Source organism: Bradyrhizobium sp. AZCC 2176 (genome assembly GCF_036924645.1).
Classification (GTDB): domain Bacteria; phylum Pseudomonadota; class Alphaproteobacteria; order Rhizobiales; family Xanthobacteraceae; genus Bradyrhizobium.
This window is the reverse complement of the sequence record NZ_JAZHRX010000001.1, coordinates 1793546-1810399: the sequence shown is the minus strand read 5'-3', so window position 1 is coordinate 1810399 and position 16854 is coordinate 1793546. Positions and strand designations below refer to the sequence as shown.

The 16854-nt window shown below is 63.2% G+C and carries 16 protein-coding genes and 1 riboswitch; of the genes, 7 read left to right on the top strand and 9 right to left on the bottom strand.

The annotated features are described in order from the left end of the window. Nucleotides 1-58 precede the first annotated feature (58 nt). Nucleotides 59-568 (bottom strand): GcrA family cell cycle regulator, encoded by a 510-nt coding sequence (locus V1288_RS08260; protein WP_247832989.1) that lies wholly within the window; start codon nt 566-568, stop codon nt 59-61. Nucleotides 569-1072: 504 nt separating this feature from the next. Between V1288_RS08260 and V1288_RS08255 the strand changes: the two genes are divergently transcribed. From V1288_RS08255 to V1288_RS08245, 3 genes are all read left to right on the top strand, one after another. Continuing rightward, a complete protein-coding gene (locus V1288_RS08255; protein ID WP_334356577.1) occupies nt 1073-2281 on the top strand; it encodes an aspartate aminotransferase family protein in 1209 nt (402 codons plus the stop codon). Continuing rightward, the gene (gene argF, locus V1288_RS08250) at nt 2281-3207 is read left to right on the top strand and encodes an ornithine carbamoyltransferase (protein ID WP_334356576.1); all 927 of its coding nucleotides are present in this window, start codon (nt 2281-2283) and stop codon (nt 3205-3207) included. The genes V1288_RS08255 and argF overlap by 1 nt, the downstream gene beginning before the upstream one ends. A 105-nt stretch (nt 3208-3312) precedes the next feature. Next, nucleotides 3313-4317: an Hsp33 family molecular chaperone gene (locus V1288_RS08245; RefSeq protein WP_334356575.1), complete on the top strand. Its 1005-nt coding sequence runs from the start codon at nt 3313-3315 to the stop codon at nt 4315-4317. A 690-nt stretch (nt 4318-5007) separates the two neighbouring features. Here the strand turns inward: V1288_RS08245 and apaG are convergent. Continuing rightward, nucleotides 5008-5400: a Co2+/Mg2+ efflux protein ApaG gene (apaG, locus tag V1288_RS08240; protein ID WP_334356574.1), complete on the bottom strand. Its 393-nt coding sequence runs from the start codon at nt 5398-5400 to the stop codon at nt 5008-5010. Nucleotides 5401-5636: 236 nt separating this feature from the next. Between apaG and V1288_RS08235 the strand changes: the two genes are divergently transcribed. The 3 genes from V1288_RS08235 to V1288_RS08225 are packed head-to-tail and all read left to right on the top strand — an operon-like array spanning nt 5637 to nt 8662. Then, complete coding sequence (locus V1288_RS08235) at nt 5637-6878, top strand: OpgC domain-containing protein (RefSeq protein ID WP_334356573.1); 1242 nt, start codon at nt 5637-5639, stop codon at nt 6876-6878. Then, nucleotides 6875-7636, top strand: coding sequence for an SGNH/GDSL hydrolase family protein (locus V1288_RS08230; protein WP_334356572.1), 762 nt, complete (start codon nt 6875-6877; stop codon nt 7634-7636). The genes V1288_RS08235 and V1288_RS08230 overlap by 4 nt, the downstream gene beginning before the upstream one ends. 12 nt (nt 7637-7648) lie before the next feature. Continuing rightward, nucleotides 7649-8662: an SGNH/GDSL hydrolase family protein gene (locus tag V1288_RS08225; protein WP_334356571.1), complete on the top strand. Its 1014-nt coding sequence runs from the start codon at nt 7649-7651 to the stop codon at nt 8660-8662. 66 nt (nt 8663-8728) lie between these two features. Here the strand turns inward: V1288_RS08225 and V1288_RS08220 are convergent, their stop codons facing one another. Beyond that, nucleotides 8729-9922 (bottom strand): O-succinylhomoserine sulfhydrylase, encoded by a 1194-nt coding sequence (locus V1288_RS08220; protein ID WP_334356570.1) that lies wholly within the window; start codon nt 9920-9922, stop codon nt 8729-8731. Nucleotides 9923-9992: 70 nt separating this feature from the next. Then, a riboswitch (SAM riboswitch) is annotated at nt 9993-10072 on the bottom strand. Nucleotides 10073-10181: 109 nt separating this feature from the next. Here V1288_RS08220 and V1288_RS08215 point away from each other — a divergent pair. Further along, the gene (locus V1288_RS08215; protein WP_334356569.1) at nt 10182-11288 is read left to right on the top strand and encodes a 2'-deoxycytidine 5'-triphosphate deaminase; all 1107 of its coding nucleotides are present in this window, start codon (nt 10182-10184) and stop codon (nt 11286-11288) included. Nucleotides 11289-11304: 16 nt separating this feature from the next. Here the strand turns inward: V1288_RS08215 and V1288_RS08210 are convergent, their stop codons facing one another. The 6 genes from V1288_RS08210 to V1288_RS08185 all read right to left on the bottom strand — a co-directional run bounded on the left by V1288_RS08210 (nt 11305) and on the right by V1288_RS08185 (nt 16814). After that, nucleotides 11305-12201, bottom strand: a complete 897-nt coding sequence (locus tag V1288_RS08210) for an alpha/beta hydrolase (protein WP_334356568.1) — start codon at nt 12199-12201, stop codon at nt 11305-11307. Nucleotides 12202-12216: 15 nt separating this feature from the next. After that, nucleotides 12217-12951: an ABC transporter ATP-binding protein gene (locus V1288_RS08205; protein WP_334356567.1), complete on the bottom strand. Its 735-nt coding sequence runs from the start codon at nt 12949-12951 to the stop codon at nt 12217-12219. Beyond that, nucleotides 12948-13799, bottom strand: coding sequence for an ABC transporter permease (locus V1288_RS08200; protein ID WP_334356566.1), 852 nt, complete (start codon nt 13797-13799; stop codon nt 12948-12950). Before V1288_RS08200 ends, V1288_RS08205 begins: the two co-directional genes overlap by 4 nt. A gap of 76 nt (nt 13800-13875) precedes the next feature. After that, complete coding sequence (locus tag V1288_RS08195) at nt 13876-14082, bottom strand: hypothetical protein (protein WP_334356565.1); 207 nt, start codon at nt 14080-14082, stop codon at nt 13876-13878. 12 nt (nt 14083-14094) lie between these two features. Then, nucleotides 14095-15318, bottom strand: a complete 1224-nt coding sequence (locus tag V1288_RS08190) for an acyltransferase family protein (RefSeq protein ID WP_334356564.1) — start codon at nt 15316-15318, stop codon at nt 14095-14097. A gap of 155 nt (nt 15319-15473) precedes the next feature. After that, nucleotides 15474-16814, bottom strand: coding sequence for a PQQ-dependent sugar dehydrogenase (locus tag V1288_RS08185; protein WP_334356563.1), 1341 nt, complete (start codon nt 16812-16814; stop codon nt 15474-15476). Nucleotides 16815-16854 lie beyond the last annotated feature (40 nt).

The window sequence follows — 16854 nt, the reverse complement described above, 5'->3', positions numbered from 1 at the left end:
AAACTCAACTTACCCCCTGACCACCTGCCACCCCATAGGATCTACGACAAACCGTGGCTTACCTTGTCGGCTTCGGCTGCTGCCTCCGCCGGTCGGCAGCCGGCTGATACGCAATCCGCGAGTGATGCGCGCAGTAGGGCAGTCCCGAAAGCGCCTTGCCGCCGCAGAAGAAGAATTCCGGGCTCGAGGGATCGCCGACCGGCCAGTGGCAGGTCGCCTCGTTCAGTTCGAGCAGCGACAGCCGCTGGCTCATCGGCACCACATTGTCGAAGGCGATCGGATCAGGCTCCATCTCGACCTCGAAGGCGTGCGCGAGCGCGGTGTTGCCGCGCGAGACCGGCCGCGACACCCGCATCATCTGCTGGGCCGGGCGTGCCTTGCGCTGCCGCGGGGCGGCCGAGGAGGGGCTCTTGGCACGGCCGGACAGGCCCAGCCGGTGCACTTTGCCGATCACGGCGTTTCGCGTCACATTTCCGAGTTCCGCCGCGATCTGGCTCGCCGATAATCCGGCTTCCCAGAGCTTCTTAAGCTGCTCGACGCGATCGTCTGACCAGGTCAATACCGTCATCGTATTCTTCCCTTCGCATCGCGCCGGCCAATCAGGGGCAGCGCTGGCGACGTCATTCGTCTCAAAAATCCCTGCGGTCAGAATCCCTTAGCCCTCGCCGGGCGCGAAAACCGCGCCCGAACGTTTACGCCGTACAAAATGGACTCCAGGGATCAGAACTGCCGCACGAGATGTCGTACCCGACGGCCCAAAAGCTACAATATGGCGGGACTCGGGCGCAAGAGTCCGGGCCTGCGCGTCCACATGTTCCGACATCTAGGCATTGCACTGCGTGTTTTCCACCACACCGCAATCGTACGGATTTCCTTATCTTGCGGTGCAGGAAAGGCAGCTTCGTGGTGTGTTGACAGCGCCCCCCGCCCACATAGAATACCTCTCCCGTGCCGCCCTTAAGAGGCGGCACGTTTCGTTTTCGCAAGACCGGCTGTTGCCGCCTTCGCGCCAATGCACGCGTGTGCTCCGCGGCAGGTTCAAAAGCAGGTCTCAAACCTTCAGTGAATTGCCATGACCAATAGCGCCACGTCGCATCTGCTCCCCGTCTTCGCCAGGGTCGATCTCGGCTTCGAAAGCGGCGAAGGCTGCTGGCTTACGGCAACCAATGGCGAGCGCTATCTCGACTTCACCTCGGGCGTCGCGGTCAATGCGCTGGGTCACTGCCATCCGCATCTGATCAAGGCGCTGCAGGAACAGTCGACAAAGCTCTGGCACATGTCGAACCTGTTCAGGAGCCCGGATGGCGAGAAGCTCGCCGCGCGGCTCTGTGAGCAGAGCTTTGCCGACCTTGTGTTCTTCTGCAATTCGGGTGCGGAAGCGATGGAAGGCGTGATCAAGGTCGTGCGCCGCTATCAATTCTCCAAGGGACATCCCGAACGCTATCGGCTCATCACCTTCGAGGGCGCGTTCCACGGCCGCACACTCGGCACGCTCGCCGCGACCGGCTCCGCCAAATATCTCGAAGGCTTTGGGCCGCCGATGGACGGTTTTGACCAGGTGCCGCATGGCGATCTCGAAGCGGTGAAGAAAGCGATCGGGCCGCACACCGCGGGCATCCTGATCGAGCCGGTGCAGGGCGAGGGCGGTGTGCGCTCCGCGCCGCAATCTTTCTTCAAGGCGCTGCGCCAGCTCTGCGACGAGCATGGCCTGTTGCTGGCGTTCGACGAGGTGCAGACCGGCATGGGCCGCACCGGCGATCTCTTCGCCTACAAGCGCGTCGGCGTGACGCCGGATGTGATGTCGCTGGCAAAGGCGCTCGGCGGCGGTTTTCCGATCGGCGCGGTGCTGGCGACCGCGGAAGCTGCTTCCGGCATGACGCCCGGCTCGCACGGCTCGACCTTCGGCGGCAATCCGCTGGCGATCGCTTCCGCCAACGCTGTGCTCGACGTGATGCTGAAGCCCGGCTTCTTCGACCACGTACAGAAGATGTCGCTGCTGTTGAAACAGAAACTGGCTTCCGTGGTCGATCGCTATCCCGCCGTGCTTTCGGAAGTGCGCGGTGAGGGGCTGCTGGTCGGCGTCAAGGCTGTGGTGCCATCGGGCGATCTCGTCAATGCATTGCGCGGCGAGAGATTGCTCACCGTCGGCGCCGGCGACAATGTGGTGCGGTTCCTGGCGCCGTTGATCGTGACCGAGGCTGAGATCGACGAGTCCGTCCAGATGCTCGAGCGCGCCTGCGTCGCGCTATCAGGCAATCAGTTGAAGAAGGCGGCGGGATGATGAGCAAGTCCGTCCGTCACTTCCTCGACATCAGCGAACTGCCGCTCGCCGAATTGCGCAACATGCTGGCCGCCAGCGCCGACATGAAGGCGAAGCTGAAGGCGCATGAAAAGGCCGGGAAGCCGCTCGAAGGCAAGACGCTGGCGATGATCTTCGAACGCCCGTCGACCCGCACGCGGGTGTCGTTCGACGTCGGCATGCGCCAACTCGGCGGCGAGTCCATCATGCTGACCGGCGCGGAAATGCAACTCGGCCGCGGCGAGACCATCGCCGACACCGCGCGCGTGCTGTCGCGCTATGTCGATGCGATCATGATCCGCATCCTCAATCACGACGCGCTGCTGGAATTGGCGGCGCACGCCACCGTGCCCGTGATCAATGGCCTGACGCGGCGCTCGCATCCCTGCCAGGTGATGGCCGATCTGATGACCTTCGAGGAACATCGCGGACCGATCGAGGGCAGGACGGTCGCCTGGACCGGCGACGACAACAACGTGCTGGCGTCGTGGGCGCATGCAGCCGAGCGTTTCAAGTTCAAGCTCAATGTCGCGACCCCGCCGCAACTCGCGCCGAACAAGGCGATGAAGGATTGGATCAAGGCAACGCAAGCCCCGATCGTGCTCGGCAACGATCCCGAGGCCGCGGTCCGCGGCGCCGATTGCGTCGTCACGGACACGTGGGTGTCGATGGGCGACAAGGACGGCGAGCACCGCCACAACGTGCTGAAGCCTTATCAGGTCAACGAGAAGCTGATGTCGCTGGCCAGCAAGGATGCGATCTTCATGCACTGCCTGCCCGCGCATCGCGGCGAGGAAGTCACCGACGAGGTGATCGACGGCCCGCAATCGGTCGTGTTCGATGAGGCCGAAAATCGCCTGCACGCGCAAAAGGGCATTCTGGCCTGGTGCTTTAACGAAGTGGCGTGATTGTCGTCCCTGCGAACGCAGGCGAACGCAGGGACGACGTGCGGAGATCGTTTCGCCGCCTTCAGCCCCTTCCGTTTCGCACCTTCAGACCCCAGATAGAGCGCCATGATCTCACAATCCCCCGACATCAAAATCACGACCGAGGCGCCCGTTCGCGCGCCGTCGTCCGTTCCCGTTGACGACGCGGTGCTGCCGTTCGAGGTCGCAGCGCTCGATCTGCGCGGACGGCTGACCCGGCTCGGCCCCGCGCTCGATGACATCCTGACCAAGCACGATTATCCGCCCGCCGTCGGTAAGCTGCTCGGTGAGGCGATCGTGCTGGCGACGCTGCTCGGCTCGGCGCTGAAATTCGACGGCCGCTTCATCATGCAGACGCAGACCGACGGCCCGGTGTCGTTCCTGATCGTCGATTTCCAGGCACCCGATCGCCTGCGCGCCTATGCGCGCTATGATGCCAGGCGGCTGAAGGACGGCCAGGATTCCGGCGCGCTGCTCGGCAAGGGTCATCTCGCGATGACCATCGACCAGGGGGCGGACATGAGCCGCTACCAGGGCCTGGTGGCGCTCGACGGCGGCAGCCTGGAAGATGCCGCGCATGAATATTTCCTGCGCTCCGAGCAGATCCCCACCCGCGTGCGGCTCGCGGTCGGCGAGGAATGGCGCGGCGGCGACGGCGGAAAACATCGCTGGCGCGCCGGCGGCATGCTGCTGCAGTTCCTGCCGAAGGCGCCCGAGCGGGCGCGGCAGGCCGACCTGCATCCCGGCGATGCGCCTGACGGCGCGGTGCCGCATTCCGTTGCCGAGGACGATGCCTGGGTCGAGGGCCAGTCGCTGATCGGCACCGTCGAGGATGTCGAACTGATCGATCCCGATCTGTCGGGCGAGCGGCTGCTGTACCGGTTGTTTCACGAACGCGGCGTGCGCGTGTTCACGCCGCTGCCGCTGCGCGCGCAATGCTCTTGTTCGCGCGATGCGGTCTCGGCCATGCTGAAGAGCTTTGCGCCGAAAGATCGCGCCGAGATGGTGAAAGACGACAAGGTGGTGGTGACCTGCGAGTTCTGCTCATCGGTGTATGAGTTCACGCCGCACGAAGCCGGCGTGGAGGAGTAGGGGCACTACAATTCGCGGCCATTTCACTTGTCGGGCAAATCAGTAAAAACCTGTCCAGCCCTTCGCGCAAAAATATTCTGCTTTCGTTCTCACCCAAATCAGCGACATAACTCCGCCCGTCTCGCGGCAGATGAGGGGCGTTGGCCATCGTCACGAACGCGCGGTGAGATGCGATGGACGCGAAGCGCGCAAAGACGAAGGTGCGTGACGCGTACGGTGAAGTCGTGTGGTTCGGGCGCCGCGGTGCTGGCGCTAAGTTGCGTGAAACCGTTTGCGCAGCGACGGAGGCAACAGAGCCGTTCTCCGGGAAGAGCACGAAGTAAGCCGTAAAGCCATTGCGCAGGGAAGGCCGGAATGCTCCCGCTGCCCTGTATGCTCGTGTGCAGTTTTGTTTGCGCAAATCGCACGCGAGACCGCGGGTGCAGCAAGCACCCGGTCTTCCCTGCGCCCTCTATTTCGAAGAGGGACAACGAAGATCAAACCTCGGGCGCAATGCGCCGCGAGATCGCGAAGTCATACTCAGTCGTCATTCCGGGGCGCGCGAAGCGCGAGCCCGGAATCCATTGAGCCGCAAACCGAATGGTGAAATGGATTCCGGGTCTGCGCCAAGAGGCGCATCCCCAGGTGCGCAATTGCGCACCGGGGAATGACGAGCGAAGAGAATCCGGGCTACAGAGAGCGCGCAATGCCCTAGTTCAACACCCGCTTGTTATCCGGGCTGTCGAGCGAGAACGTCGGCACGTCGATCTCGAACCGCTCGCCGCTTTCGCTGACCATCTGATAGCGCCCGGTCATGAACCCCGACGCGGTCGGCAGCGGCACGCCGCTGGTGTATTTGAAGCGCTCGCCCGGCGCCAGCACGGGCTGCTCGCCGACCACGCCTTCGCCGCGGACTTCCTGCTTGCGGCCGGTGGCGTCGGTGATGATCCAGTGCCGGGTACGGAGCTGCACGGTCTCGGCGCCGGTATTGGTGATGACGATCGTGTAGGACCAGAAATACTGGCCCTTGTCGACCGACGAGCGCCCGGGGAGGAAGTTCGGTTCGACAGTGACTTCGATCTGGCGGGTGACGGCGCGGTACATGGGAAAAAGCTTCCGGAAAACCCTGTTTCGTATCATAGCCAAGAATGCCGGGGGAACAATCTCCGCTCCGCCGGGGTTGCCGCTTGTTTCATCGCGGTTTCAACATAGTTCCGTTCTAGAGCGCAGCCGCGCGCGGTCCGGCCCCGTACCTGTTTGCGTATCCTTGTGTGCAAGCTGCGGGCCGATATTATCTTTCCCGGACGGTGCACGCGTAAAAGCTCAACCAACGGTGCCAGATGTCGTCCATTGCCGATCCAGTTGCCGGAAGGCCTCTCAGCGATACCAAGGCCGCGGTGGCTTCCGCGCCGGCGATCACGCTACCCGTTGCCGGAGAGCGCGAATTGCGGCTCGACCTGTTTCGCGGAATGGCGCTGTGGCTGATCTTCATCGACCATCTGCCGACCAATATCCTGACCTGGTTCACCATCCGCAACTATGGATTTTCCGACGCCGCCGAGATCTTCATCTTCATCTCCGGATACACCGCGGCCTTCGTCTACGGCCGGGCGATGCTGGACGCCGGCTTCGTGGTGGCGACCGCGCGGATCATGCGCCGGGTCTGGCAGATCTACGTCGCGCATGTGTTCCTGTTCACGATCTTCCTCGCCGAAATTTCCTATGTCGCCACCCGTTTCGAGAACCCGCTCTACAGCGAAGAAATGGGCATCATGGATTTTCTCAAGCAACCTGATGTCACCATCATTCAGGCGCTGCTCCTGAGATTCCGGCCCGTCAACATGGACGTGCTGCCGCTCTACATCGTGCTGATGCTGTTTCTGCCCATCATCCTGTGGCTGATGAAATGGCGGGCCGACGTCGCGCTGGCGCTCTCGGTGCTGCTGTACGTGCTGACCTGGCATTTCGACTGGTATCTGACCGCCTATCCGAGCGGCTTCTGGATCTTCAATCCGTTCTGCTGGCAATTGCTGTTCGTATTCGGCGCCTGGTGCGCACTGGGCGGCGCCGCGCGGATGTCGCGGGTCCTGTCGTCGCCGGTGACGCTGTGGATCTGCGCCGGCTATTTGCTTTTCTCGTTCTTCGTCACGCTGACCTGGCACCTGCCGCAGCTCAGCTTCCTGATGCCGAAGCGGCTCGAGCAGTGGATGTATCCGATCACCAAGACCGATCTGGACGTGCTGCGCTTTGCCCATTTCCTGGCGCTTGCGGCGCTCACCGTGCGCTTCCTGCCCAAGGATTGGTCGGGGCTCAAATCGCGCTGGCTGCGACCATTGATCCTGTGCGGCCAGCATTCGCTTGAGATATTCTGCCTCGGCGTCTTCCTGGCCTTTGCCGGGCACTTCGTGCTGGCCGAAGTTGGCGGCGGTGCCGTCACGCACGCCTTGGTCAGCGTTGCCGGAATCCTCATCATGTGGGGCGTGGCGTGGGTGATTTCGTGGTACAAGCATACGGCCGACAAAGGAGCCTCGAAAACGAAAATCACCGGTGGCAATGCCGACATGGCGGGAGGAAGCGTATGAGGTCCGGCTCTCGAGCTGTGCTGGTTCTGACGCTGTTTGCCGGTCTTGCAGCCGCTGGTTTTGCTCGTGCCGAGGACGCCGCCCCTCAGACCTGCGAAGTCCCGGGCCATCTCCTCTCCACCGAGAGCACGCTTCCGAAGGTGGCCGAGGCGGTCAAGAACGCCCGGCCGCTGACCGTCCTGGTGGTGGGGAGCCGGTCGTCGACCATCCTGTCCTCCGAAGCCAGCGCCTATCCGGCCAAGCTGCAGGCGGCCCTGAAGGAGAAGCTGCCTTCGATCACCGTCAACCTCTCCGTAGAACTACAGAACGGGAAGACGGCCGAGGAGGTGGACGCCAACCTCGTTAAGCTGGTGGAAGCAAAAAGACCTACTTTGGTCATCTGGCAGACGGGAACCGTCGATGCTATGCGATCCGTCGATCCCGACGATTTTCGCGGTGCCATCGACGAAGGAATTGTTGCGCTGCAAAATGCGGGAGCCGATGTGGTTCTGGTCAATCTGCAATACAGCCCGCGGACGGAAACGATGATTTCTGCGCCGCCATACCTAGATAATATGCGCGTGGTGGCGCAGCAGCATAATGTTCCGCTGTTCGACCGGTTTGCCATCATGCGTCACTGGAACGACGCCGGAGATTTCGATCTGTTCAGTACTTTTCATGGCACCGACATGGCCAAACGGGTTCATGGCTGCCTCGGCCGCGCGCTGTCGAAATTTGTGCTCGATGCGGCCCGCCTCGACCAGGCGCAGCAGAATTAGGGACCAGCGTTAATGAGTTCTCACTACCCTTTTCGTTTGTCGACATTGCCGACCATCTTTGCCGCGAGCCTGGCGCTATTGATGCCTGCCTCGGTGCTGCCGCTGCACGCGCAGACGGCTCCGCAGCAGAGCGGCCAGCAGGCGGCGCTGTCCGATAGCAACAAGACCGACAACAAGGCCGAGAGCGCCCCACCGCAGGCAGCGCCCCCGGCCGCCGCCAATGCGGCGGCGCAGAAGGGCATCACTGGCAAGGCCATCGACAAGGTGAGGGAAGTCGCGAAATCGGCCGGCGACATCTTCAGCCGTGTTCCGTGCCTGCCGCCAAAGGGCGCCTCCAAATCGATGGGGTCGCTGCCGCGCGTCGCGAGCAAGCTGGTTGCGGGGCAGCCGGTGGTGATCGTCGCGTTCGGATCGTCGTCGACCGCTGGTTTTGGCGCGACTTCGCCGGATTTCAACTATCCCAACCGGCTCGCCGCGCAATTGCGCCGGCAATATCCGACGGCCGATATCTCCGTCATCAATGCCGGCAAGGGCGGCGAGGATGCGCCGGAAATGATGAAGCGGCTGCAGACGGCCGTCATCGACCTGCATCCGGATCTGGTGATCTGGCAGGTCGGCACCAACGCGGTGCTGCGCAACCTCGATCCGGGTGAGACGGCAAAGCTCGTCGAGGAAGGCATCTCGCGCATTCAGATGGTTGGCGCCGACGTTGTGCTGATCGATCCGCAATATTCGCCACGGGTCAACGAGCATGCGGAAAGCGCCGGCAAGATGATGCGCCTGCTCAACAAGGTCGCCGAGCTTCGCAAGGTCGGCGTCTTCCCGCGGTTTGCGGTGATGAAGGACTGGCACGAAAAGCAGGCGATTCCGATCGAGAATTTCGTGATCGCCGACGGCCTGCATATGAGCGACTGGGGCTACGCCTGCTTCGCCCAACTGCTCGGCGACGACATCATCAAGTCGGTCGGCCAGATCAAGCTCGGCGTCAACGTGCCCGCGAACGTGCGCGCGTACCGGCCGATGTGAGAGAGGCGAATAGTGAGTAGCGAATAGCGAATGGGATGAATTCCATTCGCTATTCGCCATTCGCCCTCACGCCTTCTCCAGCGCCGCCGCAAAATCCTCGATCAGATCATCGGCATGTTCGAGCCCGGCCGAGAAGCGAATGAAACCCTCGCTGATGCCGAGTTCGGCGCGCGCCTCCGGCGTCAGCCGTTGATGCGTCGTGGTCGCAGGATGGGTGACGAGGCTCTTGGCATCGCCGAGATTGTTGGAGATGCGCGAGATCTGCAGCGCGTTGAGGCAGCGGAACGCGGCCTGCTTGCCGCCCTTGACCTCGAAGCCGATCAGGGTCGAGCCGGCACGCATCTGCCGCTTCACCAGTGCAGCCTGCGGATGATCCGCGCGGCCGGGATAGATCAGCCGCGAGATCTTCGGATGCTTGGCAAGGCTGTCCGCGACCTTCGCCGCCGTCTCGGTCTGCGCGCGCACGCGGACGCCGAGCGTCTCCAGCCCCTTCAGCAGCACCCAGGCGTTGAACGGCGACATCGACGGACCGGTCTGGCGCATGAAATTGTGGATGTGCTCGGCGATGAACGCTTCCGAGGACAGGATGATGCCGCCGAGGCAGCGGCCCTGGCCGTCGATGTGCTTGGTCGCGGAATAGATCACGACGTCGGCGCCGAGCGACAGCGGGCTCTGCCAGATCGGGGTGGCGAACACATTGTCGACGATCAGCCGCGCGCCGCCCTTGTGCGCGATCTCGGCGATCGACTGGATATCCAGCACGTCGAGCGTCGGATTGGTCGGGCTCTCCAGGAAGCACGTCCTGGTGTTCGGCTGCATCGCGCGCTTCCACTGGTCGAGGTCGAGGCCGTCGACGAGGGTGGACTGGATGCCGTAGCGCGGCAGCAAATCTTCCACCACATAGCGGCAAGAGCCGAACATCGCCTTCGCCGCCACCACGTGGTCGCCGGCCTTCAGCGGGGCGAGGATCGCAGTCGTCACCGCCGCCATGCCGGTCGCGGTCGCCCGCGCGGCTTCGGCGCCTTCGAGCTCGATCATGCGCCGCTCGAACATCGAGATGTTGGGATTGGAAAAGCGCGAATAGAGAAAGCCGGGATCCTCGCCCTTGAACCGCGCCTCGCACTGCTCGGCGGTGTCGTAGATGAAGCCCTGCGTCAGGAACAGCGCCTCGGACGTCTCGCCGAATTGCGAGCGCAGGGCGCCGGCATGCACCAGCTTGGTTTCGGGACGATAGCGCTTGGTAGAACCAGTCTCAGACATGTGACCTCCGCCGTGACCACCGGAAAATGGTCACAAAAAACCGGCCTGGAAAAATTTCCACAGGCCGGGATCACACGTGTCCCCGGCCTGTTTAGCGATTTATTTAACGTGGCTGCAAGCCGGCCGGCTCAAATCACCACGGGATAAGTCATGCTGATATTACCTCGCGCCCTTCCCGTCAAGGCGGCCATCGGATAACCCCTAAAAGCCCATATTTACGAGGTTTGGATGACAATTGGGCCGTATTGAGGATCGCGCCGTGCCGTTCACGCTTCCGCCCGACGCCAACGGAATTCTGCCCGACCGCATGATCGCGGCGATGGCGGATGCGGGCCTGATCCTGCCGGAATATCCCTTTGTCGAAAGCCAGATCCAGCCGGCGAGCCTCGATTTGCGGCTGGGCGACATCGCCTACCGGGTGCGCGCGAGCTTTCTGCCCGGTCCCGGCGCCACGGTTGCCGAGCGCATCGACGAGCTGAAGCTGCACGAAATCGACCTCTCCGATGGCGCGGTGCTGGAGACCAACTGCGTCTACATCGTGCCGCTGCTGGAAAGCCTCGCTCTGCCGCGGGAGATCGTGGCGGCCGCCAACCCGAAGAGTTCGACCGGGCGGCTCGATGTCTTCACCCGCGTGATCGCCGACGGCACCCGCCGCTTCGACATGATCGGCGCCGGCTATCACGGCCCGCTCTATGCCGAGATCAGCCCGAAGACGTTTCCGGTGCTGCTGCGCGAGGGCTCGCGGCTCTCTCAGGTGCGCTTCCGCGCCGGTGACGCCATCCTCAATGCCGACGAACTCGATGCGCTGCATGGCGCCGAGCGGCTGGTCGATATCGACGATGCAGATTTGGCCAATGGCGTGGCGCTCTCGGTCGATCTCTCCGGTGAGAACACATCAGGCTTCGTCGGCTATCGCGCCAAGCGCCACACGGGGGTGGTCGATATCGACCGTCGCGGCGGCTACGCCGTCGACGAATTCTGGGAGCCGATCCCGGCGCGTCCAGACGGCAGCCTCATTCTCGATCCCGGTGAGTTCTACATCCTGGCCTCCAAGGAGGCCGTGCAGGTGCCGCCGGATTACGCCGCCGAAATGGTGCCGTTCGATCCGCTGGTCGGCGAATTCCGCGTGCACTATGCGGGATTCTTCGATCCCGGCTTCGGCTATGCCGGCGCCGGCGGGCAGGGCGCGCGCGCCGTGCTCGAAGTGCGCTCGCGCGAGGTGCCGTTCATCCTCGAGCACGGCCAGATCGTAGGCCGTCTGGTCTACGAGAAAATGCTGTCGCGGCCCGACGCGATGTACGGCCAGCGCATCGGCTCGAACTACCAGGCGCAGGGGTTGAAGCTAAGCAAGCATTTCCGGGTGTGACCGCGAACAGGTCGGCTTAGCTGCCGACCTTCGAGATAAACTCCCCGATCCGCGCAATCGCCTGATGAGCTTCAGGCAGCACCGGCACAAACAGTTGCCAAGTATGCGGCATGCGGCGCCAGACCTCGAGCTTGCTGCGCGGATTCTCTGACCACAGCAGCGCCGCCATTCGGACAGCGTCGTCTCGGAGAATTTCATCGCTGCCAACTTGAATGAGGACCGGAGGCAGCCCGGCGGGATCGCCGTAGAGCGGCGAAGCGTAGGGCGTACGTGGATCGGTGCCGGCGAGATAGAGCCGCGCCAGGTCAGGGAGATCATCGACATTCAGCATCGGATCGGCCGCTGCATTCGACTTCAAGGAGGGACCGGTCAGGGCCAGATCGGTCCAGGGCGACAGGACGACAGCCGCGGCGGGAAGAGCTTTGCGGTCGTCACGAAGTTTCAGCAGCAGGCCCAGCGCGAGACCTCCGCCCGCGGAATCTCCCACCACGAACAACTGGCGAATATCCGGTGTGTGATCGGCAAGCCAATGATAGCCCTCGACGGCGTCATCAAGCGCCGCCGGAAAGGCGTGTTCGGGAGCCAGGCGGTATTGGAGCGCCCAGACGCGCGCTTGCAAGGCGTCGGCAATCCGCCACAGGAAATGTCGGTAATAGACCGGCGCGCCGGAAACGTAGGCACCGCCGTGGAGGTAAAGCACGTTGCGCTCCGGCCGGGATGCCGAAGTTTTTACCCGGTGCAGCGTAAGCCGGCCGGCCTCGACCGTGATGGTTTCGCTCCTGGCAGGCGGGCGCGGCAGAAACCGCTCGATCGCGCGCATCTCTTTCCGCCACTGCTCGACGTCGAGTGCTCCGCTGCGCCGCTTGAGAAACATCCGAATACCGACGCGCAGAATTTCCGCCCGCAGGCTCATGGCTCGTCCTTGCCCTCAAGCCCTGAACGGCGCGGCCCTGGGCAAACGCGGGCGGGCCGTCTCGCCAGGTCGCTCTGTCACGATCAGACCGTCCTCGATCTCGACGATGCGATCCGCAAACGGGACGACCCGCGGATCGTGGGTGACAACGAGCACCGCTCGCTCGCGCTCATGGGCGGTATCGGCGAGAATGCGCATGATGCTCTGACCGTTCTTTCCGTCCAGCGCACCGGTCGGCTCGTCGGCCAGGACGACAGAAGGGTCTGCGACGAGCGCGCGCGCTATGGCGACCCTTTGCTGCTCGCCGCCGCTGAGCCCACCCGGCAAACTATCCGTCTTCTGCTCGAGCCCAACCATTGCAAGAGCCTCTCGCGACTTCTGCGCGGCTCTCCTTCCGTGCTCGCCGCGGATATCCAGCGCCAGTTGCACGTTCTGCGCCGCGGTCAGTGTCGGGAACAGATGATAGGACTGGAACACGAAACCAACATGCTCGCGCCGAATCCTGGCGAGTGCTTCCTTGTCGGCGTTGGACGTCGGCGTACCGCATACGGTGACGCTGCCCGAGTTCGGCGTCAGCATGCATCCAAGAACCAGCAGCAGCGTGGTCTTGCCGCTCCCCGACGGGCCCATCAGCAATGTCAGCTCGCCCCGGCGCAGCGCGAGATCAATGCCGCGCAGCGCCTGCACCTCGCCGGCGCCGCGACCCAGCGTCTTCTCGACCGACTTGGCTTCAATTACGTAATCATTCATCGCATGAACACCGTGGCCGGATCGATGCGCACCACACGGACGATCGCCCCGATGCCCGACGCTACGCACATCACGACAGTCAGGACGAACAGCGCCGCCATCAGCCATGGCGTGATCACGATCGGCAATGCGCTTTTTGCGGTCATCTGGACGACGAGCGAGCCGATCCCCGCGGCGACGCAGAAGCCGATCACGGCATTGATGAGCGCCTGATAGATGATCACACCGTAGATATAGGCGTTCGAGGAACCCATCGCACGCAACGTGGCGAATTCGCTCAAATGGTCCTTGGTGCTGGAGTAGAGCGTTTGCGCGACGATCACGGTGCCGACGATCACCCCAAGCAATGCACCGGCAAACAGCGCGGCTCCGGCGCCGGTGCCGAACAGCCAGAATGACCGGCTGCGGCTGCGGAAATCGTCTGAAGTAAGAACTTCCGCCTCGCCGGCCTGCGCGCGGATGGCGCTGAGAGCCTTCTCCCGATCGGCATCGCTTTTCAGCCGAACAAGAATACTGCTGGCGCGATCGCGCGGCGTCCCGGTGTAATTGCGCACGTTCTTCTGGTCGACAAACACGTAAGGCGTCGTGGCGAACGAGCGAATTCCGTCCGTGATGGCGACTACGCGCACCTTGCGGCCGCGGATTTCCGCGGTCGAGCCGACGCCGCTTACGCCGAGCCTGTCAAAATAGGAGCGATCGACCGCAACGTTCGCGCCCTGCGTTAACGTCTGTACGTTGCCGTCCACGACATTGAAAGGCTGCAAGCTGCCGTCGCGCAGGTCGGATCCCACTATGAACACCGGCGTCACTTCGCCGCTTTCCAGGCGCCAGTCCGAGAACCCGATCACCAGCGGGACCGCCGAACTTACGCCCTCAACCGTTGCAACGCGGTCACGCAGCTTGACGTCGAGGAGCGAAGGATCCTCAAAGCATTTGGCCCCCTTTGGGCAGGATCCAGAAATCAGCCGAGGCGTTGTCAACCATCGTGGTGACCATTCGGCCGAATCCGAGAAACAGGCCCATCTGGATCATGACAAGGACCACCGAGAAGACGATTCCGACGAGGGTCGCGACGAAGCGAAGCCGATCGTGAAACAGGTTGCGGGACGCAAGTGTCAGTACCAGCGACATGTCGGCCCCCGTCTATTGCGATTGATCGGCCATGGCGTGCTCGCCTCGCAGCTCGGAATAGCGCAAAACGAGCGCCTTAACTCCGATCTTCACACCGGCACTTGCAGCCAAGCTGAGGCTGAGCGCAGCGGCAAATACGATAGTGGCCTTGCCAATGGCAGCGAGGTCGGCGTCGAGCAGCGCGTATTGCAGCCACACCACAATGACGTAATGCACCAGATAGATGCTGTAGGCATGGCTCGAGAGGCCGTCGAGCACGCGATGGCGCGACCGCAACAACCGAAGGCAGATCGCGACCAGACACAGCGCGGCGGCCGCGGAAGCAACCGGAAACGCGAGCGCCGAAGCCACGCGAGAAATCGGCGCGCTTGCCTGCCAGTCTGGCATGGTCAGCGATGTGAGCCCGCCCCATAGGGACATGCTGGCCACGGCCGCGGTAAGCCAGGCCAGCCAATGACGTGCAAGCGGACCATCGGGACGCAATATGCTGTGTTCGGGTCGATGGCTACCAATCGCAAATCCCGCGAAGAAATAGACGACATAGTGCAATGGCCGGCTGAGTTGAAATGAAAATGGGCCAAGGAAGGTCCATTCCCACGGCGTGAAGGCCATCGCCAGTGGCACATAGGCCAACGCGGAGAGCATTGTGAGCCCGATGAAAAACCTCAGCGGATCGTCGGCAAGGCGGGCCACCAGCACGCTCAATGCCTTGAGCCAATGTGGGGCGAGCGCGTGGAGCGCGGCCGCAACCGCGCCCAGAAGGAAAATTTGCCACAAGAACCATTGCGGCCCGGCAGGCCACATCGGGAGCGCCTGCCAATGTTGCCAGAAAGCAGTGATGGAGGAATCGGCCGCCGTCAGCCGATAGGACGCGAAGTAGGCGAGAGGACTGAGAATGCCGACGGCGAAGACGAACGGCAGGCCGATCCGCCACGAACGCTCCAAGATGTAGGTGCGCGGCCCCTTACGACCCAGGCTGGGCGGCGTCAACAAGCCAGCCAGGAAGAACATCAGCGACATCAGGCTGACGTCCTGCCACGCGCAAAACAGGTCGAAGCCGAACCAGCGCTCCCGGTCAAGGATCGGAAATGCAATCCAGCGATAGGGCGGCGCGTCGAATTGAAAGGGATGGGATGGTTGTGACGCGAGATATGGCAGTACGGAATGGAACGCGACCACGATAACAATGGTGACCGCGCGCAAGTTGCTGAGGGGCACGTTAACCTGTGATGACACGGCTATTTGTCCCGCGCTGCACCGGAACCGACCGGAACCCGCAGGGTTCAACGTGGAGCCGTCTCGCCTGTTCCCGTTAACCGACAGAACTTATATCGTTTGGTCGGCGCGGACGCCGCTCCATGTCGGTTACCCGACTGAGGCGGCGCTTCGCGTCAGCGCGATGCCGATTTCGCCGCTGGCGTCACACGCCAGATCGTGTTGCCGACGTCGTCCGCAACCAGCAGCGCGCCCTGATTGTCGAGCCGCACGCCGACGGGGCGGCCCTGCGCTTCGCCCTTGTCATTAAGGAAGCCGGTCAGCACGTCCTGCGGCGGGCCTGAAGGTTTGCCGTCCTTGAATGGAACGAAGATCACCTTGTAGCCGGCGCGGGGCTTGCGATTCCACGAGCCGTGCTGGCCGATGAAAGCGCCGTCCTTCATCTCGGGCGGAAACAGATTGCCGGTGTTGAAGGCGAGCCCAAGCGAGGCCGTATGCGCGCCGAGCGCATAATCGGGAGCCATCGCCTTCTGCACCAGGTCGGGCCGCCGCGGCTCGACGCGGGTGTCGACGTGATCGCCGAAATAGCTGTACGGCCAGCCGTAGAACGCGCCGTCCTTCACCGAGGTCATGTAATCGGGGACGAGATCGTTGCCGAGTTCGTCGCGCTCGTTGACGACGACCCAGAGCTCGCCGGTTTGCGGATTCCATGCCGGACCGTTCGGATTGCGCAAGCCCGAGGCGAACAGCCGCAACTGGCCGCTGGCGCGATCGACTTCCAGAACTGCGGCGCGATCCTTCTCCGCCTCCATGCCGTTTTCGCCGACATTGCTGTTGGAGCCGACGGTTGCGTAAAGTTTGCTGCCGTCGCGGCTGGCGGTGAGGTCCTTGGTCCAGTGATGATTGAGCGTGCCGGCCGGCAGGTCCGCAAGCTTGACGCCGGGCGCGCTGATTTTGGTGTCGCCGGTCGAATAGGGGAATTTCATGATCGCGTCGGAATTGGCGACATAGAAATCTTCACCGACCAGCACCATGCCGAACGGCGAATTCAACCCGCTGAGGAAAGTGCTGCGCGTTTCGGCGACGCCATCGCCGTCGGCATCGCGCAGCAACGTGATACGGTTGGCGCTCGGCACTCCCGCACCCGCCCATTTCTGCGCCTGCTTGTAGACAAAACCCTTGATGCCCTTGCCGTCGTCCGGTTTCGGCGGCGCATTGCTCTCGGCGACCAGCACGTCGCCGTTCGGCAGCACATGGACCGAGCGCGGATGGTCCAGCCCGCTCGCGAAGGCATTGACCGTCATGCCATTGGCGGCGATCGGCTTGGCGCCGTCGGGCCAGCGGTTGACCGAGGCGATATCTACCGTCGGGATCCACGAATGTTCCGGCGGCGGCAGGTTGGGCGAAGGACCGTAGCTTTGCGTCACGGTCGCGGTGTCCTTGGGATCGTTGCAGGCGGCCAGCGGCAGCGCCAGCGCGCCGACGCACATTGCCTGAAGAACGCGGTTGTTGCGCATGGCGGGTTCCTCGGGAGGTTGACCGGTCAATGCGGCGCTC

What these genes read in the sequence shown, in the direction of transcription:
- V1288_RS08205 (WP_334356567.1), bottom strand. Translation starts at nt 12,951, where the DNA reads ATGAATGATTACGTAATTGAAGCCAAGTCGGTCGAGAAGACGCTGGGT.
- V1288_RS08235 (WP_334356573.1), top strand. Translation starts at nt 5,637, where the DNA reads ATGTCGTCCATTGCCGATCCAGTTGCCGGAAGGCCTCTCAGCGATACC.
- V1288_RS08245 (WP_334356575.1), top strand. Translation starts at nt 3,313, where the DNA reads ATGATCTCACAATCCCCCGACATCAAAATCACGACCGAGGCGCCCGTT.
- argF (WP_334356576.1), top strand. Translation starts at nt 2,281, where the DNA reads ATGAGCAAGTCCGTCCGTCACTTCCTCGACATCAGCGAACTGCCGCTC.
- V1288_RS08225 (WP_334356571.1), top strand. Translation starts at nt 7,649, where the DNA reads ATGAGTTCTCACTACCCTTTTCGTTTGTCGACATTGCCGACCATCTTT.
- V1288_RS08185 (WP_334356563.1), bottom strand. Translation starts at nt 16,814, where the DNA reads ATGCGCAACAACCGCGTTCTTCAGGCAATGTGCGTCGGCGCGCTGGCG.
- V1288_RS08220 (WP_334356570.1), bottom strand. Translation starts at nt 9,922, where the DNA reads ATGTCTGAGACTGGTTCTACCAAGCGCTATCGTCCCGAAACCAAGCTG.
- V1288_RS08210 (WP_334356568.1), bottom strand. Translation starts at nt 12,201, where the DNA reads ATGAGCCTGCGGGCGGAAATTCTGCGCGTCGGTATTCGGATGTTTCTC.
- V1288_RS08230 (WP_334356572.1), top strand. Translation starts at nt 6,875, where the DNA reads ATGAGGTCCGGCTCTCGAGCTGTGCTGGTTCTGACGCTGTTTGCCGGT.
- V1288_RS08195 (WP_334356565.1), bottom strand. Translation starts at nt 14,082, where the DNA reads ATGTCGCTGGTACTGACACTTGCGTCCCGCAACCTGTTTCACGATCGG.
- apaG (WP_334356574.1), bottom strand. Translation starts at nt 5,400, where the DNA reads ATGTACCGCGCCGTCACCCGCCAGATCGAAGTCACTGTCGAACCGAAC.
- V1288_RS08255 (WP_334356577.1), top strand. Translation starts at nt 1,073, where the DNA reads ATGACCAATAGCGCCACGTCGCATCTGCTCCCCGTCTTCGCCAGGGTC.
- V1288_RS08260 (WP_247832989.1), bottom strand. Translation starts at nt 568, where the DNA reads ATGACGGTATTGACCTGGTCAGACGATCGCGTCGAGCAGCTTAAGAAG.